The sequence below is a fragment of the Paenibacillus artemisiicola genome (genome assembly GCF_017652985.1).
GTDB classification, from domain to species: Bacteria; Bacillota; Bacilli; order Paenibacillales; family Paenibacillaceae; genus Paenibacillus_Z; species Paenibacillus_Z artemisiicola.
Genome location: NZ_JAGGDJ010000003.1, coordinates 457,941 through 473,036 on the forward strand (window position 1 = coordinate 457,941; position 15,096 = coordinate 473,036).

Here is a 15,096-nt window from a genome sequence, read left to right on the forward strand (position 1 = left end):
GGGATAGTAAATCTTTACAAGCGTTCAAATTGTGTTTTACAAATTGTAAAAAAGGATGTATGATTGGCTACAGGATTTAAAAAATTATACATTTTGCATGGAGGCGGGCTCTGAAGAATGAAAAAGAAAATGCTGCTTTTAGTTTCACTCATGCTGGTCCTGACAGGAGTTTTGGCTGCCTGCGGGAAGAGCGGATCGGGCTCCGGCGAAACGTTCCGGATGAACCTGACGTCCGAACCGCCTAGTCTTGACGTCTCGCAAGCGCAAGACCAAGTATCGTTTACGGTACTTTCGGGCCTCTTCGAAGGTCTCACGCGCATGGACGCCGACGGTAACATCGTACCGGGCGTTGCCGAGAAATGGGACGTTTCCGCGGACGGCAAAAAATACACGTTCCATCTGCGCGACAATGCAAAATGGTCCAACGGGGACCCGGTAACGGCGCAAGACTTCGAGTACTCGTGGAAACGCACGCTCGACCCGAAGCTCAACCCGCCAGCGCCTTACGCTTACCAGCTCTATTACATCAAGAACGGCCAGAACTACAACATCGCGACGGACAATCCGAACCACATCACGGATCCGAGCCAGCTCGGCGTCAAAGCGCTCGACGACAAGACGCTTGAAGTCGACCTGGAAAACCCTACGCCTTACTTCCTGAACATCGCGGCGTTCTTCACGGCTTATCCGGTGAAAAAAGACGCGAACTTCGCGGAAGCAAACGGCTACATCGGCAACGGTCCGTTCAAGATGAAATCGTGGAAACACGGCGACTCGATCGAGCTCGTGCCGAACGAAAACTATTGGGATAAAGACAACATCAAGCTGACGAGCGTCAAATTCTCGATGGTTAAAGACCCGAACACCGAGCTGAACATGTACAAAACCGGCCAACTCGACTGGGCTGGCGCGCCTACGGGCAGCATTCCGGCCGAACAGCTGGACAAGTACCGTCAAGAAAACAGCAAAGAGCTGTCCATCAAAGGCATCGCAAGCACGTACTACTACAACTTCAACAACACGAAGAAACCGTTCGACAACGTCAAGGTGCGCGAAGCGCTCTCGATGGCGATCAACCGTCAGGACATCGTCGACAAAGTCACGAAAGCCGGACAAGTTCCCGCTTACGGTTTCGTATCGACCGGTATCCACGGCGTGAGCGGCGAGTACCGTTCCGAAGTGAAGGACGACTACTTCAAAGAAGACGTAGCGAAAGCGAAAGAACTGCTCGCGGAAGGTCTGAAAGAAGAAGGCATGACATCGATGCCGGCATTCTCGCTTTCCTTCAACGAAGGCCTGCATAAAACGGTTGCGGAAGCGATCGCGAACATGTGGAAAGAAAACCTCGGCATCGACGTCAAACTCGAGCTGCAGGAATGGAAAGTGTTCCTGAAAAACCGTCAAAGCCTGAACTACGACGTCGCTCGCGCAGGCTGGGGCGCCGACTACAACGATCCGATGACGTTCATCGACATGTTCACGTCGAAAGGCGGCAACAATGACATCGGCTTCAAAAATCCGGAGTATGATGCGCTTGTTAAAGAAGCGTACAGCACGAACGATCAACAAAAACGCGTAGACGCGATGGCGAAAGCGGAGAAAATCCTGATCGGAGACAACATGGCGATCATGCCGATCTACTACTACTCGTCCGCTCAGCTGATCAAACCTTACGTGAAGAACTACGTAGTCGACTACAGCGGCAACATCGACTACTCGCACATCACGATCGAAAAATAAAAAATAAGCAATAAGAATTCAGGGGACATAGGGATATATGTGGTATACCCATATATATCCCTTCTCTATGATTGGAGAGTGCTTAGGATGGTTCGGTACTTGGGTGGTAAGCTTATCAACATCGTGTTTTCCCTTCTGATTCTAGCCACCGCAACCTTCTTTTTAATGAAAGCAGTCCCTGGGGACCCTTTCACCCAAGAGAAGGCTATTCCACCGGAAATTAAGGCGAACATCATGGCGCACTACGGTTTGGACAAACCGCTGGGCGAGCAATACTTGATCTACATGAAGAAGCTGTTTCAATTCGATCTCGGATTGTCGATGAAAAGCCAAAACCGTACGGTGACCAGCATCATATCGGATTCCTTCGGAACGTCTGCGAAAGTCGGTGCGATCGCGGTCGTTGTTTCTGTCATTATCGGGGTTTATTTGGGCATGATGGCCGCGCTTCGGCATCGCGGGCTCGTCGACAATACGGCGATGTTTCTTGCCGTTATCGGCATTTCCGTGCCGAACTTCGTTATCGGCGCGATCATTCAATATTTTTTGGCGGTTAAAGTGCCGATTTTTCACGTTGCGGGCTTGGAAGGTCCGTTGGACTACGTGCTTCCGACGATTGCGTTGTGTACGCTTCCGATCGCGTTTATCGCGCGTCTGACCCGTTCGACCATGCTGGAAGTGCTTACGTCCGACTATATTCGCACCGCGAAGGCCAAAGGCTTGACGCCGCGGGCGATTTTGTGGCAGCACGGCCTGCGCAACGGGATTCTGCCCGTCGTGACGTATTTGGGACCTATGACCGCGAACATCATTACCGGCTCCGTCGTCGTCGAACAAATTTTCGGACTCCCAGGCTTGGGCGCTTACTTCGTGGACAGCGTCATGAACCGTGACTATACGCTTATCATGGGGATTACGATTTTTTATGCCGTCATTCTGATGGCCGCACGCTTCGTTACGGATATCCTGTACATCTTTGTGGATCCACGCATTAAATTGAGCGGAGGTGTAGTTAAATCATGAGTCAAACTGCTCCGTCTCCGTTCGAACGTTTGGAAAAAAAGCATACCGAGGCCGAGGTTATCGTAACCGAGAGCCGTTCAACTTGGCAAATTACTTGGGCACGGCTCCGCAGCAACAGCTGGGCCATGACCGGTTTGTATATTTTGATCGTCATTGCCGTGCTGTCCATCGTTTGTCCGATGCTGTCGCCGTATACGTCGTACACGAATAACCTCGACGATACGTTCGCGGCCCCGTCGGCCAAGCACTGGTTCGGAACAGACAATCTGGGCCGTGATTTATTTACCCGCACTTGGCTGGGCGTTCGCATCTCGCTTACGGTCGGCATCGCGGCCGCTTTGTTCGATCTGATCATCGGCATTATCTACGGCGGCATCATGGGCTACGCCGGCAAGCGGATCGGCGGCGCCATGAACAAAATCGCGGAAATGCTCTACGCCATTCCGCACTTGCTCGTCGTCATCCTGCTCAGCGTCGTTATGGGCTCGTCCCTGACGACCATTATCATCGCGTTGTCGATTACGGGCTGGATTACGATGTCGTGGATCGTCCGCGGCCAGATCCTGCAGCTGAAAAACCAGGAGTACGTCCTGGCGGCGCAGTCGATGGGCGCAAGCAACGCGCGCATCCTGTTCAAGCACTTGATTCCGAACACGCTCGGCCCGATCATCGTTACGGTCACCCTGTCGGTGCCGTCGGCGATTTTCTCCGAGGCGTTCCTCAGCTTCTTGGGTCTGGGCGTACAATCGCCGGCCGCGTCGCTCGGTTCCTTGATCGGCGAAGCCATTTCGTCCTGGACGCTCTATCCATGGACGATGTTTATTCCGGCATCCCTGCTTAGCATCATGATGCTTGCCTTTAATATTTTCGGGGACGGTCTGCAGGACGCATTCGACCCGAAAATGAAAAAATAAATTTCAGCGCTGGGAGTGAGCTCTATGAACGATCCGATATTAAGCATCAACGATTTGCATATCTCGTTTCATGTGCGCGGTGGAGAAGTACAAGCTGTGCGCGGCGTCACTCTGGATGTCAAACGCGGCGAATCCGTAGCGATCGTCGGCGAATCGGGCAGCGGCAAAAGCGTCACGGCCCAATCGATTCTTCGCTTGATCCCTACGCCTCCGGGCGAATACAAGCAAGGTTCCATCGAATTCATGGGCGAAGACTTGCTCAAGAAATCCGAGAAGGAAATGGAAGCGATCCGAGGCCATGAAATCGGCATGATTTTCCAGGATCCGATGACGTCCTTGAATCCGACGCTCACGGTCGGGCGCCAAATAAGCGAGGTGCTGATCAAGCACCAGAACATGACGAAATCGCAGGCGACGGACCGCGCGATCGAACTGCTGACGTTGGTCGGCATCCCGAACGCCAAAGACCGCGTGCGCCAATACCCGCACCAGTTCTCCGGCGGCATGCGCCAGCGCGTCATGATCGCGATCGCGCTCGCGTGCAACCCGGCGCTGCTGATCGCCGACGAGCCGACGACCGCGCTCGACGTGACGATTCAAGCGCAAATCATGCAGCTGATGAAAGAGCTGCAGGAGAAAACAGGCACGTCCATCATCCTGATCACGCATGACCTCGGCATCGTGGCCGAAACCTGCGACCGCGTCGTCGTCATGTACGCCGGCAAAGTCGTGGAGACGGGCACGAAGTACGAAATCTTCAAAAACCCGCAGCATCCTTACACGAGAGGCCTGCTGCGTTCCCTGCCGCGCCTGGACCACAGCAAGGACGAGCCGCTCATTCCGATCGTCGGGACGCCGCCGGATATGTCCGCTCCGCCGAAGGGCTGCGCGTTCTGTGCGCGCTGCGACGAAGCGATGCGCATCTGCGTCGACAACGATCCGGTCAACTACACGATCAGCGAGACGCAAACGGCGCGCTGCTGGCTCCATGACCCGGCCATGAAAGAGGGTGCGAGCGCATGAGCAAGAAAGACAACGTGTTGATCGAAGTCGATCACTTGAAAAAGTTTTTCCAAGTCGGCGGGAATCAGACGCTGAAAGCCGTCAACGACCTCAGCTTCGGCATTCGCGAAGGCGAAACGCTCGGCATGGTAGGGGAGTCCGGCTGCGGCAAATCCACCGCCGGCCGTACGATTCTCCGGCTGTACGAGCCGACGGACGGCGCCGTTAATTTCAAAGGCGAGAACATCATGAAAGCCAAAGGCTCCAAGCTGAAGGCGCTGCGCCGCGAAATGCAGATGGTATTCCAGGACCCGTATGCGTCGCTGAACCCGCGGTGGACGGTCGAGAATTTGATCGCCGAACCTTTGGATATTCACGGCCTGGCGAACGGAAGCAAGGACCGCCGTCTGCAGGTTGAGCGTCTGCTCGACCGCGTCGGACTTCGTCCGGAGCATGCGTCGCGGTATCCGCATGAATTTTCCGGCGGCCAACGCCAGCGGATCGGCATTGCCCGCGCGCTCGCGGTCAATCCGAAATTCATCGTCTGCGACGAGCCGATCTCCGCGCTCGACGTGTCGATCCAAGCGCAAGTGGTCAACCTGCTGCAGGATTTGCAGCGCGACTTCGGCCTGACGTACTTGTTCATCGCGCACGACCTGGCGATGGTCAAGCACATCAGCGACCGCGTAGCCGTTATGTATTTGGGCAAGATGGTGGAGCTCGCGGAGAGCGAAGAGCTCTACGCGAACCCGAAGCATCCGTACACGAAGGCGCTGATGTCGGCGATTCCGGTACCGGATCTCGACGTCGCCGATCACAAGGAGCGCATCGTCCTGTCCGGCGACCTGCCGAGCCCGATCAATCCGCCGAGCGGCTGTCCGTTCCGCACGCGCTGTCCGTTCGCGACGGAGAAGTGCGCCGCGGAGGTGCCGGCGTTCCGCGAAGTGGAACCGAACCACTGGGCAGCTTGCCATTACGCGTAATTCCGCCCTTATTATAGTAGAAAAGCGTTCCGCCGTTCGGCGGAACGCTTTTTAATTTTTGACCGAGGGAACGGCGACGGAGGCGGAGGCGGATTTTTTAGGGCTGCGGGACCGCCCGTTCTTTAATTTGCCGGTCGAATTGTGATACGATATCTAGCGTATGCGGGTTGGTTGCAGAGGAAAGGGGAAGTCGCGGCATTGAGAGTCATATCAGGCACGGCGAAAGGCCGGTCTTTAAAAGCGGTGCCGGGCAAAAGCACGCGCCCGACGACCGATAAAGTGAAGGAAGCGATCTTCAGCATGATCGGTCCGTATTTCGACGGCGGCTTGGCGCTCGATTTGTTCGCCGGCACGGGCGGATTGGGCATCGAGGCGCTGAGCCGGGGAGTGGACAGGGCCGTGTTCGTCGATTTGGAAGGGGCCAGCATCGAAGTCGTGAAGCAGAACGTGCAGGCGGCGGGCATGTCGGATCGCGCGGAAATTTATCGAACCGACGCCGTGCGGGCCGTCAAGGCGCTGGCCAAGCGGCAGTTAAAGTTCGCGCTCGTGTTCTTGGATCCGCCGTACCGAATGAAGGACATGGACGTCCTGATGGGGGAGTTGGCGGAGCGCGGGCTGCTGGAGGATGGCGCCAAGCTCGTCGTGGAGCACGACGCGGAGCATCTGTATCCCGAAGCGATGGATCATTACAGCCAAATCAAACATACGCATTACGGCGACACCGCGGTTACGATTTACCGCTACGAAGCGGAGAACGGGCAAGAGCCAACGGAGGATTGAATCATGGAAGCAACACCAACAACCGGATCGCCCGGGGGCCGCGTGGCGGTTTATCCCGGCAGCTTCGATCCGGTCACGTGCGGGCATTTGGACATTATCCGGCGTGCCGCGAAGCAGTTCGATCACTTGATCGTGGCGGTGCTGAACAATACGAGCAAGAAGCCGCTGTTCAGCGTCGAGGAGCGCAAGCAGCTGTTAGCGGAGGTGACGCAGGATTTGCCGAACGTGACCGTCGACAGCTTTCGCGATTTGCTCGTCCATTTCATGAAGTCGCGGCAGGCCGACGTTATCGTGCGCGGCATCCGCTCCGTGACGGATTTCGAATACGAGATTCAGATGGCGTCGACGAACCATCAATTGGACGGCGACATCGAAACGATATTCATGATGACGAATCCGAAATATTCATATCTAAGCTCCAGCATCGTGAAAGAGATCGCGATGTTCCACGGAAACGTGCAGGATTTGGTGCCGCCCGAAGTGCAGCGGGCGCTGATCGCCAAGTTCTCGGAAAGCGCGGGCGCGAACGGACCGCAAGGCTAACGAAGCCGCAGCTTGGCCGCGATCGCGGAGAGGGCGGACAGCAAGAGCAGCGCGCCGACGAACGCGAGCAGCACGGCGGGCGCGTACGGCCATAGCGTATGCAGCTCGGACGCGCGTACGGCGCCCGAAGGAACGAAGGACGTCGCCTCTCGCCCGGAGAACGCCGAGAAAGCCGGCGCGATGCCGTCCGTGAGCCGAGAGATTGGCTTCCAGGCCAGCAGCATAAGCAGAAACGCAATCGCGCTTTGCAGCACGCGGGATACGGCCAGCAGCCGCAGGGAGAGACCGGCGCCGATGACCGCCGCGCCGGCCTGCAGCATGGCGCTGAAGCCGCCCCAGCTGAGCACCGCCGCCGCCGCCGCGGCTTTCCAAGGCAGCCCGCCGGCGAACGAAGCGGTTGCGGCGGCATAGGAGCCAATGTGGCTTTCGATCAAGCCGGGGAGCGCGTAGGCCGGCACGATGCCGGGAATCGCCGGCGCCAGCAGCCTTACGAGCACGGCGCAGAAAATCATGAAGCCGCCGACGGCCATCAATTTGTAGACGGCGGCGGTGACGCCGTCGCCCAGGAGCTTGCCGAACGAGCGGCCGTCGCGCTTTCGGGCGTCCCGCATCGCGGCCGCGGCCCGGCGAAGGAGATTGGCCGGCGGCGGGGAGGCCGACTCGGCCCGCTCGCGCTTCGCCAATCTTGCGAGCGCGAGCGCCGGCGCGAGCGCCGCGAGCCAGACGACGAGCAGGATGGCGACGCCGAGCTCGGGGCGATGCAGGAAACCCGTCCCGACCACGACGATGATGAAGATCGGGTTGGGCATATGCGCCAGCGCCAGCAGGCGGTTGCCTTGGGCGGCGGTCAAGGCGCCGCTTTTGCGCAGCGACGACGTCGCTTCGGCGCCGCAAGGGAATCCCCCGGTCCATCCGAAGGCAACGGCGACGCCGGCTTCGCCTGGCAGGCGGAACAGCTTATGCATCAGCGGCTGCAGGAGCGTGCCGAAGGCATGGACGACGCCGAACGCCGTCATCAGCTCCAGTAGCGTCAGGAACGGAAGCAATCCCGGGAACACGATATTCCACCAGACCGTCAAGCCTTGCAGCGAGGCCCGGAACGCTTCGTCCGGCTTCATGATGATGGCCGCGACGAGCAGGATGGATAATAGGGCAAGCGTTACGGTGCGTTTCATCGTACCACGCTCCACGTACAGGGTAGGGCCTGGCCATGCCAGGGCCATTACATGTGTACGCTTGTCTGTGCGCGGATAGACCTGCTTCGCTCCGCGCTAGCCGATCGTGACCGGTTTCTCGTAGTAATCGCGGAACAGATCCCGGGGCGCGGCGTTGGGCCAGCCCAGGGCATAGACCGAGGTGGCTTGGACGTCCAGCGTCAAATACGGATATTCGCCCGGCGCTCCGGCGGCGCTGTTCAGAATCGGCAGCTTGGCGGCGGTGCGCATGCGCTTCAGCAGCTCGCGGCCGCGCGGGCTGAAGCCGAGCACGCGGATGTACTGCACGCCGCTTCGCAGCCGGTCCGGCGCGAGCTGTTCCTTGCCGTGCCCGAGCAGGACGGCGAGCAGGGCGCGCTGCAGCTTCGTGCGCGTGTAGCGCTTCGTCTTCAGCCGCTCGAGCAGCGGCTCGAAGGCGACGGCATCGAGCTCGGGAAGCAGCCGTTTGACGCGGTGCTCCAGTCCTTCGCTCATTTCGTGATAGCGGCCGAGCACGTCCGCCGGCTCGCCCGCCAATTTGTGAAACAGCTGCAGGGCGTACCGTTCCCAGCCGTTTCGGCCTCTGCCGAGCGCGTCGTCCCGCAGCAGCAGCTCGAGCGTCGAGGCGGGCACGAACGGCGCGGCGCCCGCCGGCGATGCCGACTCCGCGACGAGCTTGCGGATCGCCGTCGCGCTCGCGATCTGCGCGTCCGTAATCGTCGTCTGCGCGTAGCCGGCCTTCTCCCGGCGCAGGGAGAAGGGCTCGATGGCGCTGCCCAGCCGCTCCAGCGCCAGCAGATAATGCAGCCCGAGCGTATTGTTCGGCTGCTCGAACGGGAAGTCCGCGGCTTCCGCGTCGCCCGCCTCGGCCATGAACCGCCGGACGGCGGCGCTGTAGGCGCCGGGATAGCTCGCTCCCGTGCGCAGCTCGGCCGCCATGAGCCCGGCGAAGGCGGCCGGCTCGCGCGCGAGCAGCCGCGCGACCCGGCGCAGCGGCGCGATGTCGCCCGCTTCGCTGCCAAAGCAGAGCGCGTCCACGACGCCGGTCGCGTCGAGCAGCGCCGCGGCGCCGTAGGCGAACCATTCCGCCGCCTGCGTGGAGTAGGCGACGGGCAGCTCGATGACGACGTCGCAGCCGCCGCGCAGCGCCATCTCGGCGCGCGTCCATTTGTTGAGCAGCGCGGGCTCGCCCCGCTGCAGGAAATGGCCGCTCATGACCGCGACCACGGCGTCGGAATTCGTTATTTTCAGCGATTGCTGCAAATGATAGAGATGACCGTTGTGAAACGGGTTGTACTCGACAATGATGCCGACCGTGCGCATCGTCCGACCTCCGTCCGTTTTTCGTATCTTTTTCACTATAGCACGACGTGAAAATGTTGACAAAACGATCCGAGAATCGATATAATAAACTTTGTTTGTTTGGAGTGATACCATGGAGATTCATGTACGGGAAGTGGCCGCCAAACCGACGGCGACGACGTTCAAGACCAGCTTGGACACCGATTGGCTGAAGCAAGTGCGCAAGGATGTCCTGAGCGCGAGTCCGATGGACGTGAACGCGAAGGCGTGGGGCGAAGAAGGGATTGCCCATGTGGAGGGCGAACTGTCCCTCGACGTGGAATTGTCTTGCTCCCGCTGCTTGGAGCCGACCAAGGAGCACGTCGTGCTGCCGTTCCACGAGCGCTTCAAGTTGGAAGCGAGCATGGACGGGTCGGAGCCGGAAGACGTCACGCCGGTGGAGGAGGACAAGCTGGAGCTCGAGCCGATGCTCGAAGAGATGCTGCTGCTTGCGCTGCCCTTCGTGCCGCTCTGCGGCGAGGACTGCAAGGGCCTGTGCCATACGTGCGGAACCAATCTGAATGAGCACAATTGCGGATGTTCGAACGATCGGATCGATCCGAGGCTTGCCGCATTGAAGGACTTGTTTAAGGATTCGCAGTCCTAAGGAGTCTTCGCTCCTGGGCGCGGTTCGATGCAATTCTGTTAAGGAGGTGGGAAACATGGCAGTACCACAACGTAGAACGTCCAAAACGCGTCGTGACAAACGCCGCACGCATTTCAAACTGGCGGTGCCGGGCATGGTGAAATGCGATCAATGCGGAGAATTGAAACTGGCTCACCGCGTATGCAAAGTTTGCGGAACCTACAAATCGAGAGAAATCATCAAACAATAGTTTGAGCGCGAATAGCACTTCATCGCAAGATGGGGTGCTATTTCTTGATGGCAGGCGCGAGCGGCACTTCATCGTCGGATGAAGTGCTATTTTTATGCCGGCCGTCCGTCCGACATTGCGCGGAGCGGCGTTCTTCTATATACTGTTAGTACCTGGTTATAATAGCTGATTGTAACGCGGTTGTCTTTCCCGGGTACGGGCGCCGGTTCGGTCTCGCCGCGTATGAACGCGGACCGGGGCCATATACTTAGACCAACAGGCAAAGGTGGTGCGGACCATCGAACGGCTTCCCAAACGAGAGCGTCACCAGCTGTTGACGTCGCTGATCGAAGACAATCCTTTCATAACGGACCAAGAGCTGACGCGCAGGCTGAAAGTCAGCATCCAGACGGTGCGGCTCGACCGGCTGGAGCTCGGCATTCCCGAGCTGCGGGAGCGGATGAAGCTGATGGCCGAACGTTCGTACGATCCGGTCCGTTCCCTGCCGCTGCACGAAGTGATCGGCGATATCGTGGATTTGCAGCTGGATCGCAGCGGCATTTCCGTATTCGAAATCAAAGACGAGCATGTTTTTTCCAGAACCGGCATCGCCCGCGGCCATCACGTGTTCGCGCAGGCGAATTCGCTCGCGGTCGCGGTCATCAACGATGAAATCGCCTTGACGGCGAAAGCGGACATCCGCTTCGTCCGGCAAGTCAAGCTTGGCGAGAAATGCATTGCCAAAGCATACGTAAGGTCCATTTCCGGCGGCCGCAGCAAAGCGAAGGTCGAAGTCATTTCTTATGTAAGCGACGAAATGGTGTTCCAGGGCAGCTTTCTCATTTATCGTTCCGCTGGCGAGTCGGTCATCGAAGGAGGATTGGATGGTGCGGATCGCAATTGACGCGATGGGAGGCGACCATGCCCCCTCGCTTATCGTTAAGGGCGCCTTGGAAGCAGCGTCGGAAATGCCCGGCGTCCGGCTCCTGCTCGTAGGGGACGCGGAACAAATCAAGACGCATCTCGGCGCGCAGGTGCCGCCGAACATCGAGATCGTTCACGCGGACGACGTCATCGGCCCGGACGACGAGCCGGTGAAGGCGGTGCGCCGCAAGAAGTCGTCGTCGATGGTCATGGCGGGGCAGTTGGTCCGCGAAGGCAAGGCGGAAGCCATGCTCTCGGCGGGCAACACCGGCGCGCTCATGACGACCGGCCTGCTCGTCGTCGGACGGCTGGAGGGCATCGAGCGCCCGGCGCTCGTCTCCATGCTGCCGACGATGGACGACGTAGGCGTGCTCGCGCTCGATCTGGGCGCGAACATGGATGCCAAGCCGGAGCATCTCCTGCAGTACTCGATCATGGGCAGCATCTACCGGGCCAAAATGAACGGACTGAACAAGCCGCGCGTCGGCTTGTTGAACGTCGGCACCGAGGCGATGAAGGGCAACGAGCTCACGAAGGCGGCGTACGACCTGCTGGAAGCCGCGCCGATTCACTTCATCGGCAACGTGGAGGCCCGGGACGTGCTGCTGCGCAACTGCGACGTGCTCGTCTGCGACGGCTTCGCGGGCAACATCATGCTGAAAGCGATGGAAGGCACGGCCGGCACGTTGTTCAAGACGCTTCGCGACGTCTTTTCCAGCTCGCTGCTGTCGAAGCTGGCGGCCGCGGTCGTCATGCCGAAGCTCCGCCTGCTCCGCAAAAAGATGGATTACAACGAGCACGGCGGCGCGCCGCTGCTCGGCATCAACGGACTCGTCTTCAAATGTCACGGGTCGTCCGACGTCAAAGCCGTCAAAAACACGGTCCGCCAAGCGAAATTGGCGATCGAAAGCAACCTGGTGGCTTCGATCGCCGCCGAAATTAGCAGGAAGTGAGTGGAAGCATGAACATGCAGCTGCACCCCGTAGGCGTCATCGGCACCGGCAAATACGTGCCCGAACGCATTTTGACGAATAAAGACCTGGAGCAGATGGTGGAGACGAACGACGAGTGGATCGTCACGCGGACCGGCATGCGGGAGCGGCGCATCGCCGCGCCGGAGCAGGCGACCTCCGACCTCGCGTACCAGGCTTCCCTCGAGGCGATCGCGGCGGCCGGGCTGACGGCCGAGGATATCGACTTGATCATCGTCGCGACGATTACGCCGGACATGTTTTTCCCGTCGACCGCCTGCCTGGTGCAGGATAAGCTCGGCGCTCGGAAAGCGGCGGCGTTCGATCTGTCGGCGGCCTGCTCGGGCTTCATCTACGGCCTGGCGACGGCGAGCAACATGATCGCGACCGGCATGTACAAGCACGTGCTGGTGGTCGGCGCGGAATGCTTGTCACGGATTACGGATTATACCGACCGCAACACGTGCATCCTGTTCGGGGACGGCGCGGGCGCGGTCGTCTTGGGCCGAGTGCCCGAAGGCCGCGGGTTCAAATCGTTCGAGCTCGGCGCGGACGGCGGAGGCGGCGAACTGCTTCGCGTGTGCGGGGGCGGCTCGCGGATGCCGTCTACCGCGGACAGCGTCGAAGGCAAGCAGCACTTCATCTATATGGCCGGCAACGAGGTGTACAAGTTCGCCGTGCGGATCATGGGCAACGCCGCGGAAGAGGCGCTTCGCAAAGCGGGCGTCGACAAGAGCGAGATCGACCTGCTCGTGCCGCATCAGGCGAACATCCGGATCATCCAGTCGGCGCTGAACCGATTGGACCTGCCGCAGGAGAAGTGCATGATCAACCTCGATAAATACGGCAACGTCTCGGCGGCGTCCATTCCGATCGCGTTGGCGGAAGCCGTCGAACAGCAACGCGTGGGCGAAGGCGATACGATCGTGCTGGTCGGCTTCGGAGGCGGGTTGACGTGGGGCGCGTCGGTCCTGGTTTGGTAATCATCGACCAATCATCGGTTATCTTATTCGCAGAATTTTAAAGTCGGAGGTCGTTTATCGATGGGCAAAACCGCATTCGTATTTCCCGGCCAAGGCGCGCAGGCGGTCGGCATGGGGCAGGATATCTATGAAGCGATTCCCGCATCCCGGGCCGTAATCGAAGCCGCCGACGAAGCGCTCGGCTTCAAGCTGAGCGAGCTGATCTTCCAAGGACCGGAGGAGAAGCTGAAGCAAACGGTCAACACGCAGCCCGCGCTGCTTGCCGTTAGCGTCGCGTTCCTCGAGGCGCTGAAGGACGGCCCGCTGAAGCCGGACTTCGTCGCCGGCCATTCGCTCGGCGAATACAGCGCGCTCGTCGCGGCCGGCGCGTTGTCTTTCGCGGACGCGGTGCGCACGGTTCGCGCGCGCGGGGAATTCATGGAGCAGGCGGTGCCGAGCGGCCAAGGCGCCATGGCGGCGGTGCTCGGCGCCGAACGCGAAGCGCTGGCGGCGCTGTGCGCATCGGTCTCGGCCGACGCCGGCGCGGTGGAGCTCGCGAACGTCAACTGCCCGGGCCAAATCGTCGTATCGGGCACGGCTGCGGGAGTACAAGCCGTGGTCGAACGCGGCAAGGAAGCCGGCGCCAAGCGCGTCATCCCGCTGGAGGTGAGCGGACCGTTCCACTCTTCGCTCATGAAGCCGGCCGCCGAGCGGTTGAAGGACGTTCTGGCGAACGTCGCCATGCGGGATGCGTCCGTGCCGGTGATCGCCAATGTCACGGCGCGCCCGGTAACGGCGAACGCCGACATTCGGGGGCTGCTCGAAGAGCAAGTCTACTCGCCGGTGCTCTGGGAAGACAGCGTGCGCTATCTGATCGAGCAGGGCGTCGACGCCTTCGTCGAAATCGGCTCGGGCACGGTGCTCGCCGGTTTGATCAAGAAGATCGACAAGAGCGTCAGCGTCGTCTCGATCAACAGCCTGGAAGCACTGAAAGCCGCCGCGCTGTAGCTCGGCCACGCCAACGTTATACCATTCAGGTGTCCAGAGGACGGAGTCCTTTGGGGTCCCCCTTCCTGGGAAGGGGGATTTAGGGGGAAGGAGAATCACAGTGTTCGCAGATCTTACAGGCAAAACCGCGCTCGTCACGGGCGCGTCCCGCGGCATCGGCCGCGCGATCGCGATCGCCTTGGCGGAAGCCGGCGCGGACGTCGCGATCAACTATTCCGGCAGCGAAGCGGCCGCGTCCGAAACCGCGGAAGCGGTGCAGGCGTTCGGACGCCGCGCGCTCGTGCTGAAAGGGAACGTCGGCAAAGCCGACGAGTTCGACGGCATGGTCAAGCAAGTCGTCGAAACGTTCGGGGCGATCGACATTTTGGTGAATAACGCGGGCATTACGCGTGACAACCTAATCATGCGCATGAAGGAAGAAGAGTTCGACCAAGTCATCGAGACGAATCTGAAGGGCGTGTTCAACGGCGTCAAGGCCGTGACGCGCCAAATGATGAAGCAGCGTTCCGGCCGCATCATCAACATCTCGTCCGTCGTCGGCGTTCTGGGCAATCCCGGCCAGGCCAACTACGTCGCCGCGAAAGCCGGCGTCATCGGTCTGACGAAGGCGTCCGCGCGCGAGCTGGCTTCGCGCGGCATCACGGTCAACTGCGTCGCGCCGGGCTTCATCCAGACGGACATGACGGACAAGCTGCCGCAGGAGATGCGCGAAAAGCTGCAGGCGGACATTCCGCTCGCCCGGCTCGGCGATCCGAAGGATATCGCATCCGCGGTCCGTTTCCTGGCGTCGGAGGCGGCTGCCTACATGACCGGCCAGACGATTCATGTCGACGGCGGCATGTACATGTAGTTTTTTCGCACATGGCCTGTAAAAGCGGGCGAGCCGTTTGATGTATG

At 59.9% G+C, this 15,096-nt stretch carries 16 protein-coding genes; 14 read left to right on the forward strand and 2 right to left on the reverse strand.

All coding sequences use genetic code 11. The features are described from left to right. Window positions 1–117 precede the first annotated feature (117 nt). The 7 genes from I8J29_RS08225 (at window position 118) to coaD (ending at window position 6,985) form a co-directional block, all read left to right on the forward strand. Window positions 118–1,740, forward strand: coding sequence for a peptide ABC transporter substrate-binding protein (locus tag I8J29_RS08225; protein WP_208847118.1), 1,623 nt, complete (start codon window positions 118–120; stop codon window positions 1,738–1,740). Between the two features lie 87 nt (window positions 1,741–1,827). Continuing rightward, entirely contained in the window at window positions 1,828–2,763 is a 936-nt protein-coding gene (locus I8J29_RS08230; RefSeq protein ID WP_090637720.1) for an ABC transporter permease, read from the forward strand. Beyond that, a complete protein-coding gene (locus I8J29_RS08235) occupies window positions 2,760–3,677 on the forward strand; it encodes an ABC transporter permease (protein ID WP_208847119.1) in 918 nt (305 codons plus the stop codon). Before I8J29_RS08230 ends, I8J29_RS08235 begins: the two co-directional genes overlap by 4 nt. 24 nt (window positions 3,678–3,701) lie before the next feature. Then, a complete protein-coding gene (locus I8J29_RS08240) occupies window positions 3,702–4,700 on the forward strand; it encodes an ABC transporter ATP-binding protein (RefSeq protein WP_208847120.1) in 999 nt (332 codons plus the stop codon). Next, entirely contained in the window at window positions 4,697–5,662 is a 966-nt protein-coding gene (locus I8J29_RS08245) for an ABC transporter ATP-binding protein (protein ID WP_208847121.1), read from the forward strand. The genes I8J29_RS08240 and I8J29_RS08245 overlap by 4 nt, the downstream gene beginning before the upstream one ends. Before the next feature lie 198 nt (window positions 5,663–5,860). Continuing rightward, window positions 5,861–6,442: a 16S rRNA (guanine(966)-N(2))-methyltransferase RsmD gene (rsmD, locus tag I8J29_RS08250; RefSeq protein WP_208847122.1), complete on the forward strand. Its 582-nt coding sequence runs from the start codon at window positions 5,861–5,863 to the stop codon at window positions 6,440–6,442. A gap of 3 nt (window positions 6,443–6,445) precedes the next feature. Further along, window positions 6,446–6,985: a pantetheine-phosphate adenylyltransferase gene (coaD, locus tag I8J29_RS08255; RefSeq protein ID WP_208847123.1), complete on the forward strand. Its 540-nt coding sequence runs from the start codon at window positions 6,446–6,448 to the stop codon at window positions 6,983–6,985. Here the strand turns inward: coaD and I8J29_RS08260 are convergent. Next, a complete protein-coding gene (locus I8J29_RS08260; RefSeq protein ID WP_208847124.1) occupies window positions 6,982–8,160 on the reverse strand; it encodes a nucleoside recognition domain-containing protein in 1,179 nt (392 codons plus the stop codon). The two genes, coaD and I8J29_RS08260, sit on opposite strands and share 4 nt — an antisense overlap. Window positions 8,161–8,256: 96 nt before the next feature. Next, window positions 8,257–9,501, reverse strand: a complete 1,245-nt coding sequence (locus tag I8J29_RS08265; RefSeq protein WP_208847125.1) for a nucleotidyltransferase — start codon at window positions 9,499–9,501, stop codon at window positions 8,257–8,259. A gap of 112 nt (window positions 9,502–9,613) precedes the next feature. Here I8J29_RS08265 and I8J29_RS08270 point away from each other — a divergent pair, with 112 nt between their 5' ends. The 7 genes from I8J29_RS08270 (at window position 9,614) to fabG (ending at window position 15,049) form a co-directional block, all read left to right on the forward strand. Then, window positions 9,614–10,126 (forward strand): YceD family protein, encoded by a 513-nt coding sequence (locus I8J29_RS08270; RefSeq protein WP_208847126.1) that lies wholly within the window; start codon window positions 9,614–9,616, stop codon window positions 10,124–10,126. Window positions 10,127–10,181: 55 nt separating this feature from the next. After that, window positions 10,182–10,355, forward strand: coding sequence for a 50S ribosomal protein L32 (gene rpmF, locus I8J29_RS08275; RefSeq protein WP_090637702.1), 174 nt, complete (start codon window positions 10,182–10,184; stop codon window positions 10,353–10,355). A 265-nt stretch (window positions 10,356–10,620) separates the two neighbouring features. Further along, window positions 10,621–11,238 (forward strand): transcription factor FapR, encoded by a 618-nt coding sequence (gene fapR / locus I8J29_RS08280; RefSeq protein WP_208847127.1) that lies wholly within the window; start codon window positions 10,621–10,623, stop codon window positions 11,236–11,238. Then, complete coding sequence (gene plsX, locus I8J29_RS08285; RefSeq protein ID WP_208847172.1) at window positions 11,222–12,211, forward strand: phosphate acyltransferase PlsX; 990 nt, start codon at window positions 11,222–11,224, stop codon at window positions 12,209–12,211. Before fapR ends, plsX begins: the two co-directional genes overlap by 17 nt. Window positions 12,212–12,225: 14 nt before the next feature. Then, window positions 12,226–13,212 carry a beta-ketoacyl-ACP synthase III gene (locus I8J29_RS08290; protein ID WP_208847173.1) on the forward strand — a complete coding sequence of 329 codons (987 nt, stop codon included), beginning with the start codon at window positions 12,226–12,228 and terminating at the stop codon, window positions 13,210–13,212. Window positions 13,213–13,272: 60 nt separating this feature from the next. After that, complete coding sequence (gene fabD / locus I8J29_RS08295; protein ID WP_208847128.1) at window positions 13,273–14,199, forward strand: ACP S-malonyltransferase; 927 nt, start codon at window positions 13,273–13,275, stop codon at window positions 14,197–14,199. A 100-nt stretch (window positions 14,200–14,299) separates the two neighbouring features. Further along, a complete protein-coding gene (gene fabG / locus I8J29_RS08300; RefSeq protein WP_208847129.1) occupies window positions 14,300–15,049 on the forward strand; it encodes a 3-oxoacyl-[acyl-carrier-protein] reductase in 750 nt (249 codons plus the stop codon). Window positions 15,050–15,096 lie beyond the last annotated feature (47 nt).